This window comes from Kitasatospora sp. GP82, assembly GCF_029892105.1.
GTDB lineage: Bacteria > Actinomycetota > Actinomycetes > Streptomycetales > Streptomycetaceae > Kitasatospora.
Genome location: NZ_JARZAJ010000014.1, coordinates 85,019 through 100,173, shown reverse-complemented (window position 1 = coordinate 100,173; position 15,155 = coordinate 85,019). Strand labels below are relative to the sequence as shown.

The 15,155-nt window shown below is 71.7% G+C and carries 12 protein-coding genes and 1 pseudogene; 3 read left to right on the top strand and 10 right to left on the bottom strand.

Annotation, left to right across the window (positions count from 1 at the left end):
* Nucleotides 1-30: 30 nt before the first annotated feature.
* On the bottom strand, nt 31-2,721 hold the full coding sequence (lanKC, locus tag P3T39_RS16760) for a class III lanthionine synthetase LanKC (protein ID WP_280698570.1): 2,691 nt from the start codon (nt 2,719-2,721) through the stop codon (nt 31-33).
* Nucleotides 2,722-3,777: 1,056 nt separating this feature from the next.
* Here lanKC and P3T39_RS16755 point away from each other — a divergent pair.
* Nucleotides 3,778-5,439 carry a phospholipase D-like domain-containing protein gene (locus P3T39_RS16755; protein ID WP_280698460.1) on the top strand — a complete coding sequence of 554 codons (1,662 nt, stop codon included), beginning with the start codon at nt 3,778-3,780 and terminating at the stop codon, nt 5,437-5,439.
* Between the two features lie 22 nt (nt 5,440-5,461).
* Here the strand turns inward: P3T39_RS16755 and P3T39_RS16750 are convergent, their stop codons facing one another.
* The 5 genes and pseudogenes from P3T39_RS16750 to P3T39_RS16730 all read right to left on the bottom strand — a co-directional run.
* The gene (locus tag P3T39_RS16750) at nt 5,462-6,970 is read right to left on the bottom strand and encodes a glutamate synthase subunit beta (protein ID WP_280698459.1); all 1,509 of its coding nucleotides are present in this window, start codon (nt 6,968-6,970) and stop codon (nt 5,462-5,464) included.
* Between the two features lie 164 nt (nt 6,971-7,134).
* On the bottom strand, nt 7,135-7,596 hold the full coding sequence (locus P3T39_RS16745) for a hypothetical protein (RefSeq protein WP_280698458.1): 462 nt from the start codon (nt 7,594-7,596) through the stop codon (nt 7,135-7,137).
* Between the two features lie 84 nt (nt 7,597-7,680).
* The gene (locus tag P3T39_RS16740) at nt 7,681-8,367 is read right to left on the bottom strand and encodes an alpha/beta hydrolase (protein ID WP_348534354.1); all 687 of its coding nucleotides are present in this window, start codon (nt 8,365-8,367) and stop codon (nt 7,681-7,683) included.
* A gap of 171 nt (nt 8,368-8,538) precedes the next feature.
* On the bottom strand, nt 8,539-9,477 hold the full coding sequence (locus P3T39_RS16735; RefSeq protein WP_280698456.1) for an oxidoreductase: 939 nt from the start codon (nt 9,475-9,477) through the stop codon (nt 8,539-8,541).
* A gap of 85 nt (nt 9,478-9,562) precedes the next feature.
* A pseudogene (locus P3T39_RS16730) lies at nt 9,563-9,724 on the bottom strand (5,10-methylene tetrahydromethanopterin reductase); the annotation flags it as partial.
* 183 nt (nt 9,725-9,907) lie between these two features.
* Between P3T39_RS16730 and P3T39_RS16725 the strand changes: the two are divergent.
* On the top strand, nt 9,908-11,431 hold the full coding sequence (locus P3T39_RS16725; RefSeq protein WP_280698455.1) for an MFS transporter: 1,524 nt from the start codon (nt 9,908-9,910) through the stop codon (nt 11,429-11,431).
* Between the two features lie 74 nt (nt 11,432-11,505).
* Here P3T39_RS16725 and P3T39_RS16720 read toward each other — a convergent pair whose 3' ends face one another.
* From P3T39_RS16720 to P3T39_RS16705, 4 genes are all read right to left on the bottom strand, one after another.
* Nucleotides 11,506-11,877 (bottom strand): hypothetical protein, encoded by a 372-nt coding sequence (locus P3T39_RS16720; protein ID WP_280698454.1) that lies wholly within the window; start codon nt 11,875-11,877, stop codon nt 11,506-11,508.
* A gap of 123 nt (nt 11,878-12,000) precedes the next feature.
* Nucleotides 12,001-12,384: a roadblock/LC7 domain-containing protein gene (locus P3T39_RS16715; protein WP_280698453.1), complete on the bottom strand. Its 384-nt coding sequence runs from the start codon at nt 12,382-12,384 to the stop codon at nt 12,001-12,003.
* 94 nt (nt 12,385-12,478) lie between these two features.
* Complete coding sequence (locus P3T39_RS16710) at nt 12,479-13,381, bottom strand: transcriptional regulator (RefSeq protein ID WP_280698452.1); 903 nt, start codon at nt 13,379-13,381, stop codon at nt 12,479-12,481.
* The gene (locus tag P3T39_RS16705) at nt 13,381-13,764 is read right to left on the bottom strand and encodes a hypothetical protein (RefSeq protein WP_280698451.1); all 384 of its coding nucleotides are present in this window, start codon (nt 13,762-13,764) and stop codon (nt 13,381-13,383) included. Before P3T39_RS16705 ends, P3T39_RS16710 begins: the two co-directional genes overlap by 1 nt.
* 810 nt (nt 13,765-14,574) lie before the next feature.
* Between P3T39_RS16705 and P3T39_RS16700 the strand changes: the two genes are divergently transcribed.
* Nucleotides 14,575-14,967 carry a transglycosylase SLT domain-containing protein gene (locus P3T39_RS16700; RefSeq protein ID WP_280698450.1) on the top strand — a complete coding sequence of 131 codons (393 nt, stop codon included), beginning with the start codon at nt 14,575-14,577 and terminating at the stop codon, nt 14,965-14,967.
* Nucleotides 14,968-15,155: the final 188 nt, after the last annotated feature.

Sequence of the window (15,155 nt, the reverse complement as noted above, 5' to 3'; positions counted from 1 at the left end):
TGCCCGAAGTGTGCCGCCGTGGCGGCAGGTTCACGGCGTCGGCAGGTCGGTCGCCGACGGCGGGGCGGTGCGGGGGCGGCTCGCGGGGGCCGTCCAGGGCAGGAACGGCGTTCCGGCCAGGACGGTGCCGAGCGCGAGCAGGACTCCGGCCGAGCCGGTGGCCAGGTCGCTCGACAGCCGCAGCAACTGGTCCCCGGGGAAGGCGAGATGGCCCCGATAGGAGACCTGGTGCCAGCTGAGCAGCCGCCGGTGACGGTCGGCGCGGTCGGCGCAGCGGTCACGGTCCGGGGCGTTCCGCAGCCGGCCGAGGTAGCCGAGCAGGCCCGCCCGCCCGTTGAACAGGCCGGGCTGGATGATGAATTCGGGCTCTGCCGCCCGAACCAGCGCGGGACCGTGGACGCTCAGGGGCGAATCCGGACGGTGTGTCAGCAACTGGTCCAGGACCAGGCCGATTCCGGCGCTGCCGCCCTCCAGATAGGGCAGGACCCGCAGGCCGTCGTGCACCTGGACGGTGCCGTCCCCCGCGCTGACGCAGCGTTCCAGGTCGTGGGCCAGAGCGGCTTCGGCGCGGTCCAGCAGTCGGGAGTCGCCGGTGTGCTCGTAGAGGCGGAGCAGGGCGAGGGCGGCACCGCTGGCCCCGTGCATCAGCCCGGGTTTGGCCGGTCCTGGTGTCGGCGTGGCCGTAGCCGCGCCGGGATCCCGGCCGGTCAGGGCGTCGGCGGCGACTTCGGCGAACTCGACGGCGCGCTCCAGCAGCGCCGGATCGGCTGCCTCGGCGAAGTGCAGGAGGGCCAGGGCGATCCCGGCCTTGCCTCCGGCTAGATCGGCGCCGAGCGGCTGAGTCGGTGCGGTGCCGGAGCGGTGCACCGGTGAGGAAGCCGAGCGCTGGGCCGGGACGGTGCCCGGCGGCCTGGCCGGGACGGTGCTCAGCCGGTCGAGCAGGTCGAGGGCCGCGGCGCGGGCGCCGAGAAGGTCGAGGACATACGCCGTGCCGTGGCCGCCGGTGTACAGACCGGGCCGGGCCGGGCTGCGCCTGGCGGCCTCGGTGAGCCAGTCGAGGTGCGCGGGATCGAGGTGGCACCCGGTGGCGTCGAGGGCGTAGAGGACTCCGGCCGCGCCGTAGGCGAGGCCGAGGGAGTCCTGGGTGAACTGGGCGACGTCGCCGGGGAAGAGCCGGTCCAGTCGCTCCGGAGTCGCGGTGGCGGCGATACCGGCGGCCAGCGAGTCGCGGATGGCCTTCCAGTCCGGGCTTTCGGCGGTGAGCAGCTCGGTGAGCTCCGCGCGGCGGGCACCGATCTCCTCCTGCCCGGGCCGGGGCGGCTGGGCAGGGCGGGCGAGGCGGGCCCGGATCGGCTCACCGTAGTCGGCGGGGAGCGGGAAGCGGCGCTCCACCGCGTCGACGAGTTCGTCCGTCTTGCCGGGATCGAGGGCCAGCAGCTGCTGGAGCGGAAGCAGCAGCCACAGTCGCAGGGCGGCCAGCGCATGGTGGTCGAGTTCGGTTCCGGTGGCGCCCGAGGGGGCGGCGAAGCCGGCCGCGCCGAGCGCCGGGCGGACGAACTCCGCTGTCGGACTGGCGAGTTCGAAGTCTATGAAGACGACGGATCCGTCCGGCCGGAGCATCAGGTTGCGGGGGTGCAGGTCGCCGAAGACGACTCCCCGGGCGTGGATCTGGGCCAGCCCGCGTTCCACCTGGCCGAGGATGTCGAGCGCCCTGCGGGTGTACTCGGCGATGGCGCTCTCGTCCGGATCCGGGTGGACCAGCGGGTAGTTGTGGGCCAGCCACTCGTTCAGGGTGGTGCCTTCCACGTACTCCTGTATCAGGAACTGGTGTTCCCAGGCGGTGAGTTGGCCGTGCAGGACGGGTACGGCAGGGACTCCTGCCAGTCGGGTGAGGATGTCGTGCTCGTGCCGGAGCCGGCTGACCGCGTCGGTGCCGCGCTGGTCGAGACCGGCGTGCGGACGGGCCTCCTTGAGCACCACGCGGGTGCCGTCCGCGCGGTCGCGGGCCAGGTAGATGCCACCGGCGTTGGAGAAGTGCAGGGCCCGTTCGACCTGGTAGGGCAGCGTGCCGCCGCCGGAGCGGCGACTGTCCAGAACCGGGCGCAGGAAGTCCGGTACGGGGGCCCAGTCCGGCACCTCGAAGACGGCGGCCCTGACGTCGGGCACCAGCCTGCCGTCGGGTGTGGCGAGCGCGAGGACCTGCTCACCCGTCTCGCTGCGGCACCAGCGCTCGAGAAAGGCGCCGTACCTGAGGTAGAGCGGGCCGTCCTTCCAGCGCAGGTCGCTGAGGATGTAGGGGCCCGGCTGCCCGGACAGCTCGGACCCCAGCTCTTGGAGGCAGCGCTCCAACCCGTGCTCGTCCAGCGGGTACAGGGTGCAGAACTTCCCGCTCGATCCCCGGGCGGCGTACTTGGCGTTCTGGACCTGGAGGATCGGCAGCCCGCGCAGGTACTTGAACGGGACTCCCTCCCGCAGGCAGTAGGCGCGGACCGCGTCCAGCACCTGCTCGGCGTTGTCCAGGCAGGCGGAGACGTGGACTTTCCATCCCTGGTCGGGGAGTTGGACATCGGCGGGCTGGACCGTCACCCAGACGTCCCGGTCCTGGCTCACCCAGCCGAGCGGCAGGGACTCGGCCACCGCCGCGAACTCGTCGTGGGAGGCCCACCGGACTGGTGAGTCGTAGAAGAGCGGATCGGCGTAGGAGTACGCCTCGTACCGCATGTCCACAACAAATCCCCTCGGTCGCGGGAGTGTGCTCAGGTCATCCGTGCGGGGCCGAATCAGGCTTGGGCCGACGCATCCGGCCGGAGGCACGGCACGGCCCCGGCAGCCGACACGCAGTCGACGTGAAACTGACGCCTCGTCACTTATCCTTGGCGTGACGCTACTTGGCGTGACGTCACTTGGCGCAACGCCTCGTTCACGCAACGGAGCCTAGGGGGACCGGCGCGGCGCGGGCCACTGCTTCGGGCGCTTTGGCCGGATGCCGTCAAGTTCGGCGGCGCGCCACAGCGCATCGGCCCATCGACCGGGGCGCTGCCACTCGCTCCGGCGCACACCGAGTCCACACGAGGGGCGCATACCCGCCCGGCCAGGGCCGCTCCACACGGCACCCACCGAAGCGGAGCTTCGAACACCGTTCCGCGCCTCGCCGTGAGCGGCCTCCCACCAGTCACACAACTCCCCCTGCGCCGCCGGCGCATCCCACCGCCGACCGCCCCCGAGTGGCCGATTCCCGCTCCCCCGGACGGTGCATGTCCGGGTTCCCTGCGACACCGACCCGGTTCGTGGCTGCCCGTGCCTACGAGCCGTCGTGCCAGGTGCACACGGAATGGCCGTTGGGCATCGTGTGGACCTGGTCGCGGGCGACCACCCGGTTGTCCGTCCCCGTGCAGTCGCTGGAGGCCCCGACGATGACGGCGGTGTCGAGCCGGTTGTCGACGGTCAGCGGCGGATCGTCACGGACGACGCAGTGGCGGCCCGGCGGGTTGCAGTAGGCGTCACCGTTGCATGGGGTGAACCCCCTTGGTGTGGGCGCGCGTCAGGGGTACGCGTTCGAGCACGAACTCCCTTCACGACAGGACTCCCGCCGCACCCCGAACACCTCGGGCCCGGCCGCCCCGTCGAAGGGGCCGCGCTCTCCACCGCCTGCCGCCGGCACTCGACGGGTCTCCCGGATCGGCCTGCGGAGCGCATCCGCCACTCGGCGGGTGCTGACTGAACATCAAGTTACCGTAAAGTCAACATCACGTTAGTCGTTCGCAAAGGATTCAGATCTTGCTCCGCCTCCAGCCCCAACACCTCCGCCGTATCACCGGGACAGTGCTGGCCGGTGCCGCCATATTCGGCGCGGTGCCCGCAGCTGCCACCCCCGCCTTCGCGGACGATGCCCGCACGGGCGCCGCCGACTCCGCCGCAGGCTCGGCGACCAGGCACCTCGACGCCGTCGAGCAGACGCTGCGCCAGGTCTCCCCCGGTCTTGAGGGTTCGGTCTGGCAGCGCACCGACGGCAACGCCCTCGACGCCCCGGCCGGAGACGAGAGCGGCTGGCTGCTGCAGACCCCCGGCTGCTGGGGCGACGCCGGCTGCACCGACCGGCCGGGCACGCGCAAGCTGCTGGCCAAGGTGACCGAGAACATCGCCGGGGCAACGCGCACGGTCGACATCTCCACCCTCGCCCCCTTCCCCAACGGTGCGTTCCAGGACGCGATCGTCAACGGCCTCAAGGCCGCAGTGGCCGCCGGGAACAAGCTCCAGGTGCGCATCCTGGTCGGGGCCGCGCCGCTCTACAACATCAGCGCGGTGCCCTCCTCCTACCGCGACGAGCTGGTCCGCAAGCTCGGCAGCGCCGCGCCCGGCATCAAGCTCACCGTGGCCTCGATGACCACCTCGAAGACCGCCTTCTCCTGGAACCACTCCAAGTTGCTGGTGGTCGACGGCCGGAGCGTGGTCACCGGCGGCATCAACGGCTGGAAGGACGACTACATCGACACCACCCACCCGGTGTCGGACGTCGACCTCGCACTGACCGGCCCGGCCGCCACCTCGGCCGGCCGGTACCTGGACACGCTGTGGACCTGGACGTGCCAGAACACCGGCGTCTTCTCCGCCGCCTGGTTCGCCTCCTCCAACGGCGCTGCCTGCATGCCGACCATGGAGCAGGACCGCAACCCCGCACCCGCACCGAGCACGGGCCGTGTCCCCGTGATCGCCGTCGGCGGCCTGGGCGTCGGCATGCGCGACAAGGACCCGCTCTCCACCTACCGGCCCGCCCCACGGGCCTCCGCCGACACCGCCTGCGGCCCGGTCAACCTGCACGACAACACCAACGCGGACCGGGACTACGAGACCGTCAACCCGGAGGAGAGCGCGCTGCGGGCGCTGATCGCCGGTGCCGACAGCCACATCGAGATCTCGCAGCAGGACGTGAACGGCACCTGCCCGCCGCTGCCCCGCTACGACATCCGCCTCTACGACACCCTCGCCGCCAAGCTGGCCGCCGGGGTCAAGGTCCGCATCGTGGTCAGCGACCCCGCCAACCGGGGTGCGGTCGGCAGCGGCGGCTACTCGCAGATCAAGTCCCTCTCGGAGGTCGGCGACACGCTCCAGGCCCGGCTCGCCAAGCTGACCGGCGGGGCCGCCCAGGCGAAGACCGCCATGTGCCAGAACCTCCAGCTGGCCTCCTTCCGCGCCGCCCCGACCGCGACCTGGGCGGACGGCAAGCCCTTCGCCCTGCACCACAAGCTGGTCTCGGTCGACGGCTCCGCCTTCTACATCGGTTCCAAGAACCTCTACCCGGCCTGGCTGGAGGACTTCGGCTACATCGTCGAGGATCGGAACGCCGCCGCCCAGCTCGACGCCGGGCTGCTGGCTCCCGAGTGGAAGTACTCGCAGGCTGCCGCGACCGTCGACTACAGCCAGGGGCTCTGCAAGCTCTGACCCCCGGCTCCGGCCGCCCGGCTCACGTGGCGAGCGGGCGGTCGGTGGGGGCGACGGGCGCAGGCAGCACGGTGGCACCCGTCAGATAGCGGTCGACGGCGGCGGCCACCGAGCGGCCCTCGGCGATCGCCCAGACGATCAGCGACTGGCCGCGCCCCGCGTCGCCCGCGACGAACACACCGTCCGTGCCCGCCGCAAAGCCGCCGTCGCGGGCGAAGTTCCCTGCGGCGTCGATGTCCAGTCCCAGCTGGCCGACCAGGCCGCTGTCGCGCTCCGGGCCCGAGAAACCGAGCGCGAGCAGGACGAGGTCGGCGGCGAGCACCCGCTCGGTGCCCGGCCGAGGCCGCCGGTCACCCGGTTCGGCCTCGGCCAGGCGCACGGCCCTGACCCTGCCCTCCGCGTCCCCCTCGAAGCGCACGGTGGCGGCGGCGAACCAGCGCGGATCGCCCGACTCGCCGCCCCCGCCCGGACCGTCCAGCGCCATGGCCTCCTCGTGCGAGGTCGTGATCCGGTACACCTTCGGGTGCACCGGCCACGGCTGGCCGTCGGCCCGCAGCTCGGGCGGACGCGGATTGATGTCCAACTGGCGCACGGTTGCCGCGCCTTGCCGCAGCGCCGTACCGAGGCAGTCCGCCGCCGTGTCCCCGCCGCCGACGATGACCACCTGCCTGCCCTCGGCGGAGATCACCGGACCACCGTCACCGGAGACCGCGCGGTTGGCCATCGGGAGGTACTCCATCGCCTGGTGAACACCCGTCAGATCCATTCCTGGCACCGGGAGTTCTCGGCAGGCGGTCGCACCGACCGCGAGGACCAGCGCGTCGTAGCGCGCCCTCAGCTCGTCCGCGCGCAGCTCGCCGCCGACCGCGACACCCGTACGGAACCTGGTGCCTTCGGCCTGCATCTGTTCGATCCTGCGGTCGAGGCGGTACTTCTCCAGCCGGAAGTCCGGGATGCCGTACCGGAGCAGCCCGCCGGGCCGGTCGGCCCGCTCGTAGACGGTGGTCGTGTGCCCGGCACGGGTGAGCTGCTGCGCGGCGGCCAGTCCGGCGGGCCCGGAACCGACGATGGCGACGGTACGGCCGGAGGGCCGCTCCGGCGGCTGCGGCTGCTCGAACCCCGACTCCCAGGCCCGGTCGGCGATTTCGAGTTCGACGTTCTTGATGGTCACCGGGTCGGAGTCGATGCCGAGCACACAGGCGCTCTCGCAGGGTGCCGGGCAGAGCCGGCCGGTGAACTCGGGGAAGTTGTTGGTCGCGTGCAGCCGGGCGCTCGCGTCCCGCCAGTCGTCGGCGGCGACCAAGGTGTTCCAGTCGGGGATGAGGTTCCCGAGCGGGCAGGCGTTGTGGCAGAACGGTATGCCGCAGTCCATGCAGCGGGCGGCCTGTCCACCGATGATCGGCAGCAGGGCCCGCTCGCGGTAGACCTCGGACCAGTCCCGTACGCGCTCCGGCACCGCCCGCCGCTCACGGAGTCGACGGGGTGTGGTGAGGAACGCTTTCGGGTCTCCTGTCGGTCGTGGCTCGCCCATGGGTCGCCTCCACCGCCTGCGCGACGATGCTGGACCGGCGACGGTGCGGGCCCGGCCGCCCGGCCGAGGTCCGCGCACGACGTCGTCCCGTCACCGTACGCCCGTCCGCCCCAGGTGGGAAGCGGTGACGACGGCGCAGCGGCCCGGCTCCTGTACCGCAGACCTCACCCCTGCACTACGTCAGGGGCGCGGGGGAACTGCGCGAACAAGCGGTCCAGGCTCTGCTGCCAGCAGGTGCGCTGGGACGGACGGACCAGTCCGGCGCGGGCGACGGCACGGCCGATGGCGGTGTGGCGGCGGGTGCGCGCATTCAGCAGGTTCGGGTCGAGTCCGCGTGCATCGGCGGCTGCTCCGGCCAGCCGGCGCCCGACGGAGGCGGCGCCGAGCCACCACGGGTAGGGAGCTTCGGCGCGGGCGACACGGTGACCGGCCTGGGCGAGATGGCGACCGGTGTCGCGTACGGCTGCGGCGAAGTGCGGGTCGACCGCGATGCCCGGGGTCGGGCAGCGGACGGAGAGGGCCATCCGCAGCGGACGGTCCCCGGCCGGAGGCGCGGGGCTCTGTCCGCTGTTCGGGCTCGCGTTGGCGTCCGCGTCCGGGGTCCTGCTTACGAGGACGGACAGCATCAGCCGGGCGTCGGCGGCACAGGTGGCGATGTGGGCCTGCGGCGCGTACGCGGTGCCGCCGCTCGCACACCCGCGGCGCCCCGGTCAGCCGGCCGTCTCGGCGAGCAGATCCGCCAGTAGTCCGGGGTGGGACAGGAAGGGATGGTGTCCGGTGGGCAGCTCGACCACCCGGTCGGCGCGAGCGGCGCGCTCACGCTGCCACTGCGGCGGCGTGCCGCGGTCCTCCGCGCAGACCGCATAGGTACTGGGGCAGTCCCGCCAGGCCGCCCGTGCCGGGCTCTGGCCCAGCACTCGGAGCGACTGCGGCACCAGCCTGGCCACCGCGCCCGCCACGACCTCGGGATCCTCGCAGTCATGGAGGAAGATCTCCGCGGCCTGTTCGGGCCGGACCGTGAGCGTGCCGTCCGGCGACACCGCCATCCACGGGCCCGGCCCGGCGCCCGCCAGGGAGCCCAGCGTCTCGCCGGGCTCGGGCAGGACCGAGGTGACATAGACCAGGTGGCGAACGGCCGGGACCCCGGCTGCCGCCCCGGTGGCGACCATGCCCCCGTAGGAGTGGGCGACGACGATCGCGGGCTCGTCATCGCCCACCAGGACCTCGCGCACGGCCCGGATGTCGTCATCGAGGTCGCCGAGCTCGGCCACCGGGCCGCGCCCCGCACTGGTCAGCTCCACCGCCACCGAGCGCAGCCCGCGCGCCTTCAGCGGCTCGACCATGCGATGCCACCACCAGGCGCCGTCCTCGACGCAGGCCCCATGCACAAAGACCACCCGCACCTCATGCCCTCCTGACTCCCATGACCGTCCGATCGGGGAACGCGCCAACCCCTGGAAGATGATCCGCATCGGCCCACGGCGCAACCGGAGACCGGCCACGGCCACGCCGTCGACCGAGCAGCTGATCAGACCCGCCGGTCAGACCAGCCAGTCAGCAGCAGCCGGTCAGAGCTCGAAGGCCACGCCGGTAACGCGCTCGGACTCCGCCCAGAGCCGCTGCCCGAGCCGGACGTCGTACGCGTTGCGCCGGAAGGCGACCACGCCTGGCGCACCACGCATCTCGCCGGGGCCGAGCGGCCCGTAGTAGCTGCCGCCGATCGCATAGGGGTCGGTGGCCGCGCGCAGCACGGGCAGCGCACCGCGCTCGGCGGGCTGGCCGATCAGGCGGGTGAACCAGGAGGTGGGCGCCGACAGGATGCTGCCGCCCGCCAGGCTCGGTCCCTTGTCGGCCAGTTCGGTCGCCGAGACGCCCGGGTGGGCGCCCAGGCTCGTGATGGCGAGATTGGCCGCGGCGAGTCGGCGCTGGAGCTCCAGGACGAAGACGGCGTTCGCCAGCTTGGATGCGCTGTACGCCTTCCAGGCCCGGTAGCCGTGCTCGGCCTGGAGGTCGCCGAAGTCGAGCCGGCCGGTGCGGTGGGCCAGGCTGCTGACCGTGACCACCCGACTGCTCTGGCGCTTGGTGAGCAGCGGCAGCAGGTGTCCGGTGAGCGCGAAGTGTCCGAAGTGGTTGGTGCCGATCTGGAGTTCGAGGCCCTGGGCGGTGGTCTGCCGGGACGGGACGGCCATCACTCCGGCATTGTTGATCAGCAGATCCAGGCCGCCGTCGAGCACGCCGGCGACCTGTTCGGCGGCGGCCTTGACCGAGTCGAGGTCGGCCAGGTCCACCTGGACAAGTTCGATCCGGCCCTGCGGCACCGAGGCCCGCAGCCGGGCGAGGGCCGCCTCGCCCTTCTCGGGGTTCCGCGCGCCGAGGAGTACCCGGCAGCCTCGGGCGGCCAGCTGACGTACCTCGTGGTAGCCGATCCCGCTGTTCCCCCCGGTGACCACGGCGGTCTTCCCGGTGAGATCGGGTATGTCACGCACGTCCCACAAACTGTTCACCATGCCGGGAGTGTATGCCAGGGCCCCGGCGCACCAACCGGCCCCTGTGGCAAAGGCGTTGACTGCCAGGTCGGCGTCATGCCCGGGATCAGCCGGCGTCGCGCCGGGCGAGGAGCCCGGCGTGGGTGGGTCCGGCCGGGACGTCGGCCAGCCGCTGGTTGGCGAACTCCTTGCGCAGTACGGGCACGGCCTCCTCGCCGAGCAGGTCCAGCTGCTCGAGGACGGTCTTCAGTGGCAGCCCGACGTGGTCCGTGTCCGACGCATAGCAAGGCTCACCTTATCCGTAAGGAGCACACCCCACCAGTGCCTCGGACATCGCGGTGAACCGGTCGCTCGTACGGGGGAAAGCAGGGGTCCTCCGGTTGGAGAACCGACAGAACCGGGGTACTCGCAGCGACGGCCGAGGCGGTACCGGAGAACAACGGAGGCGACCATGTCGGAGGTCGGCGGGGTGGGCGGTGCCGGCGGGGTGGGCAGTCAACGGCAGCGCAGCGCGCCGGGGGCGGGCGAGCCGGACATCCGCACGGACGTACCGGCCAGGCTGGACCGCCTGCCGTGGTCGCCGTGGCACTGGCGGATCGTCATCGGTCTGGGCACGGTCTGGATCCTGGACGGCCTTGAGGTGACGATCGTCGGCAACATGGCCGGGCGGTTGTCCGAGCACGGCAGCGGCCTGGCCATCAGCTCCGCACAGGTCACCACCTGGGCGGCGGCCCTGTATGTGACGGGTGCCTGCTGCGGGGCACTGTTCTTCGGCTGGCTGACCGACCGGCTCGGACGCAAGAAGCTCTTCATGGTGACACTGGCGGTCTATCTCGCGGCCACGGCCGTCACCGCCTTCTCCTGGACGGCCTGGTTCTTCTTCCTCTGCCGCTTCTTCACGGGCTTCGGGATCGGCGGTGAGTACGCGGCCATCAACTCCGCGATCGACGAACTGATCCCGGCCCGGGTGCGCGGCCGGATCGACCTGATCATCAACGGCAGCTTCTGGATCGGTGCGGCGCTCGGCGCCTTCGCCTCGATCGCCCTGCTGAACACCGCCCTGTTCGCGACCGATGTGGGCTGGCGGCTCTCCTTCGCGATCGGGGTCGTACTCGGGCTGGCGATCCTGCTGGTGCGCCGTCATGTCCCGGAGAGCCCGCGCTGGCTGTTCACCCACGGGCAGGCCGAGGAGGCCGAGCGGATCGTGGCCGAGGCGGAGCAGCAGATCGAGGCCCGGACCGGTGAGCCACTGCCCCGGGCCGAGGAGGCCATCGTGATCCGGCGGCGTCCGCCGCTCGGCTTCATCACCGTCGCGCGCACGGTGCTGCGCCGCTACCCGCGGCGGACGGTGCTGGGGCTGGCGCTCTTCGTCGGCCAGGCGTTCCTCTACAACTCGGTCACCTTCGGCTACGCCGTCATCCTGACCACCTTCTTCGACGTCCCCGTGGGCGACACCGGCTACTACTTCGCAGTCATCGCCGTCGGCAACTTCCTCGGCCCGCTGCTGCTCGGCCACCTCTTCGACTCCGTGGGCCGAAAGCCGATGATCGCCGGGACGTACGCCGGCTCGGGGGTCCTGCTCTTCGGCACCGCCTGGCTGTTCCAGCGCGGCTCGTTGGACGCCGTCACCATGACGGCCTGCTGGACGGCGGTGCTCTTCCTCGCCTCCGCCGGGGCCAGCGCGGCCTACCTGACGGTCAGTGAGATCTTTCCGCTGGAGACCAGGGCGCTGTGCATCGCCTTCTTCTACGCCGTCGGAACGGCGATCGGCGGTATCAGCGGGCCGCTGCTCTTCAACGGCCTGGTGAGCAACGGCACCACCTCGGACACCACGCTCGCCTTCTGCATCGGCGCGGCTCTGATGGTGGCGGCGGGCGGCGTGGAGGCGGCGATCGGCGTGCGGGCGGAGCGGCGGAGCCTGGAGTCGCTGGCGGCGCCGTTGAGCGCCGTCACCCCGGAGAGCGGCCCTTCCTGATCGTGGTGACCCGTGTGGTCCGTCCGGGCGGGGCCGCCCGACCGCGGACGGACCACACGGTGCCTCGGGGCGGGTCAGACCTCCAGTTCACCCTCGATCCGGCGGAGTTGGTGCCGCGCCATGGCCAGGTTCGCCCGGTTGCGGTCGAGGACGACGTAGAGGAACAGGCCCTTGCCGGAGCGGCTGGTGAGCGGGCGGATGACGTGGTACTGGGCGTTGAGGGTGATCAGGATGTCTTCGATCGTGTCGTTCAGCTTGAGCATCTCCATGGTCCGGACCTTGGCCCGGACCACGTCGGTATTGCCGGCCGCCGCGACGCCGAGATCCAGGCTCGCGTCACCACCGAGCGTGCCCAGGGCCATACCGCTGCCGTAGTCGACAAGTGCGACGCCGACGGCGCCTTCGATGGTCATGACGTCCTTGAGGGCCGTCTCGGTGTTCGCCATCGGATGGTCTTCCCTTCGAGTGTGGTGTGGGGCAGTGCGGAAAGCCGGTGCCCGGGCGGGCGGTCCGGGCCTGAGAGCGGGGGCTGCGGGAGAGTCGGACGGACAGGACCGAGGAGGCGGGGGTTACGGTCGGCCGAGGGCGGTGTCGGCGAGCGCGGCGATCCGGCCGCCGGCCTTGCGCGCCTCCAGGTGCAGTCGGCCGACGTTGGCCTCGGGTCCGGCCAGCAGGGTCAGCACCACGAAGGCGCCGACCGCATAGGTCGCGGTGTAGCCGAGTTCGCCCCTGGTCAGCAGCTCGCGGAAGCCGCCCCGGCCGGTGGCCTCGGTCAGCCGGGCGCCGACACCGAGCGCGGCGGCGGTGAGCGCCGCAATGCCCTCCGGCTCCAGGTCCGTGGTGTCGTGGGCGACGACCAGGCCGTCCGTGGTGGCGACCAGTCCGCCGGCCAGATGCGGGATCCTGGCGCGGAGGCCGCGAAGTTCGGTCAGCACCTCGTGCTCGGAGATCACGGACTGCCTCCTTCCGGTGAGTTGACGGAATGCGCGTTTCATTCAGCGACCACGGCGTGCGGGGCGGGTCGAGCCGGTCGGGTGGACAGAGCGGTCACAGACGGGCCTCCAGAGCGGCACGGAGCCGGATCAGCAGGGCAACTTCGGGGTCCGCCGGGACGGCCGGACCGTGGGCCGACTCACCTGCACCGAGCGACAGTTCGGCGCTCAGGGCGGTCGGCGCGGCCAGTGCGGCCGGTACCGGTGACCTGACGGGTGCGGCCACGACTGCCGGTCCCGCTCGGTCCGGCGGGGTCTCGACCAGGCCGGCGGCAGCGAGCCTGCGGACGTCCAGCAGCGTGGCGAAGGCGGGGCGGCCGAGCAGCCGGGCGATCACCAGGGGCGTCCGCCGCCCGTCGGCGACGCGCACGACGGCGCGTTGGCCCCTGCTCCAGCCCGTATCGGTGCGGGCTTCGGTGTTCGCACTCAGCCGCACAGGAGCGGTGTCGAGCCAGGGGCAGGGCCAGATCCGGTCGAGCAGCGCCCGGCGCTGGGCCACCGCCGCTCGGAGCGTTCTCACGTCGATCGGGCGGATCGCCCCGAGCTGGGGGTGCGCGCCCTGCTGGAACCTGACCGGTCCGCTGTCCTGGGGCAGGGCGAGGAAGGCGGCGTCCGACATCGCGCTGAGGTGGCAGAGTTCGAGCACCCCTCGACCGATCCGCCCCGAGCTCAGCAGGGCTTCGAACAGCGGCTCCCGCGGTGTTCCGGACAGCTCCAGGAGGTCCTGTTCGGTGAGCCGTCCGGAGCGGACGAGCAGAGTCGGAAGGTCGGGCGCGGCAGCGCTCTGCACCTGCAGGACTTCGCCCTCGGCGAGGTGGACCACGCCGGTGGTGCTCTGGACGGCGCCGGTGCGGTGCTCGGCTGCGAGGGCCTCGACCACGTCACCGAGGGTGCGGCCCGGCGCCAGTGCGGACGGGCGCCGTCGCGGCACCAGAGCGGGCCGGACCTGAAGAGACATCAGATCAGCACCAGCCGTTCGGCGATGCTGCGTAACAGCAGGCGGGCCATGGCCAGGTTGGCGGTCGCACGGTCGAGCCTGAGATAGAGGAAGGTACCGCTCTCGAAGCCCGCCTCGACGAAGCGGAGCAGGTGGTAGCGGCCGGGCGAGCTGACGATCACGTCCTCGGCCAGGGTGGCGGCGGAGTCCGGGTCGGCGAAGGAGGGGTTCTGGACGACGGCGCGGGCCAGTTCGGTCGCATCGGCAGCGCCCGCGTCATGGTCGCCCGAGGGGCCCTCCCCGGCCGCGCCGAGGGTCAGTCCACTGGTCCAGTCCACCAGGCTGATGCCCAGGGCGCCCGGTATCGCCATCGCCTCGACCAGGCACTCATCAATTCCCGCCAACTCGCCCCACCTCTTCCGTACGTGAGCACGCGCAGCCCCCGCGCTCACCTGCGGTAGCCTCGACGCCACGAAACGCTATCGCGTACGGGCGCCGAACATGCGAGTTCCGGCAATTCTGTCTGGCATATGACGAATCTTTGACATGCACATGTCCTAATCGACCGACCCCGTCGGCCACCCCCGCCGCCGATCCATCCACGCCGAGCCTCCCCCAGGCCCTTCTCAGGTGAGCTGCGCCACAACAGCTGTGGCAGCACCGTGCCCTTCGGCGAGATCAGCTGCGCCTCACGGGGATACAAAAGCCCCTAAAACAGACAAAAGGATCATGTTGGCGCGTGATGCCAGCCACAGCCCCCATGAGGTCCACTACCGTGCATCGTCGTGCGGCCGGAGAGGTTTAGCCGCCACCCCCGGCCCGCACCTCCACCCCCCGTCCCCGCCTCCGCCCCGCCCGCCGCCGACCCCGGTATCCGCGCAGGTCAGCGCCGTGAATCCAGGAAGTGAAAAATACTTCGTAGGCGAGGTTTCAGCCCAGACCCCTCGGGTAGATCGCGGGCCGCTCGGCAGCGCGTACGGCGACCCGCCTACGACGGCGCCTCGTAGGTCGGCCGTTTTCGACTCCTTGGAACCGGCCCCGAGGCCCGCTAACAATTGGCCTAGTCGCCAGGACACGCCGGTCCCCCGGACTCGTGTCATGGCGACCGGCGCAGATCTCGCATCGCGCCGACCCCACGTCTGTCACACGAGTTCCTGAGTGGCTGCTGACCCCGTCAGGGCGTGGATTCCTGTCCCCCGACCTAGGACTTCTTCTTGTCTACTTCGTTCACCGCTCGTCTGCGCAAGCCCGTTGCTCTGTTCGCCGCCGCCGCCGGTATCGCCGGTATCGGTGCCGCTGTCGCCCCGACCGCCGCGTCCGCTGCCACCCCGCAGCAGATCGCCGCCAGCATCGTCCCGGCCAACCAGCTGGCTTCCTTCAGCAACATCATCTCGCACGAGAGCGGCTGGAACGTCACCGCGACCAACCCGAGCAGCGGCTCGTACGGCCTGGGCCAGGCGCTGCCGGCCTCCAAGATGGCCTCCGCCGGTGCGGACTGGAAGACCAACCCCACCACCCAGATCAAGTGGGCCTACAACTACATGAACTCCCGCTACGGCAGCCCCAACGCTGCCTGGGCGTTCTGGGCCGCTCACCACTGGTACTAAGCCGGCCCAGTAGCCGCAGTCACCCGAAGGGGCCCGGTGCACACGCACCGGGCCCCTTCGTCGTGCCCCGGTTCCCCCGGAACCCCGGCGCACGCGATCACTGCTCACCGACGTCCCCACTCCTGCCGGGAGATCCCTGGCAAGCACAGGATCTCCTGCAGCAGACAGGATTCGGGGCGGCGCGCGTT

Coding starts and splice junctions, on each gene's coding strand:
- P3T39_RS16710 (WP_280698452.1), bottom strand. CDS start 13,381: ATGTCTCTTCAGGTCCGGCCCGCTCTGGTGCCGCGACGGCGCCCGTCC.
- P3T39_RS16725 (WP_280698455.1), top strand. CDS start 9,908: ATGTCGGAGGTCGGCGGGGTGGGCGGTGCCGGCGGGGTGGGCAGTCAA.
- P3T39_RS16720 (WP_280698454.1), bottom strand. CDS start 11,877: ATGGCGAACACCGAGACGGCCCTCAAGGACGTCATGACCATCGAAGGC.
- P3T39_RS16745 (WP_280698458.1), bottom strand. CDS start 7,596: ATGCTGTCCGTCCTCGTAAGCAGGACCCCGGACGCGGACGCCAACGCG.
- P3T39_RS16750 (WP_280698459.1), bottom strand. CDS start 6,970: ATGGGCGAGCCACGACCGACAGGAGACCCGAAAGCGTTCCTCACCACA.
- P3T39_RS16735 (WP_280698456.1), bottom strand. CDS start 9,477: ATGGTGAACAGTTTGTGGGACGTGCGTGACATACCCGATCTCACCGGG.
- lanKC (WP_280698570.1), bottom strand. CDS start 2,721: ATGCGGTACGAGGCGTACTCCTACGCCGATCCGCTCTTCTACGACTCA.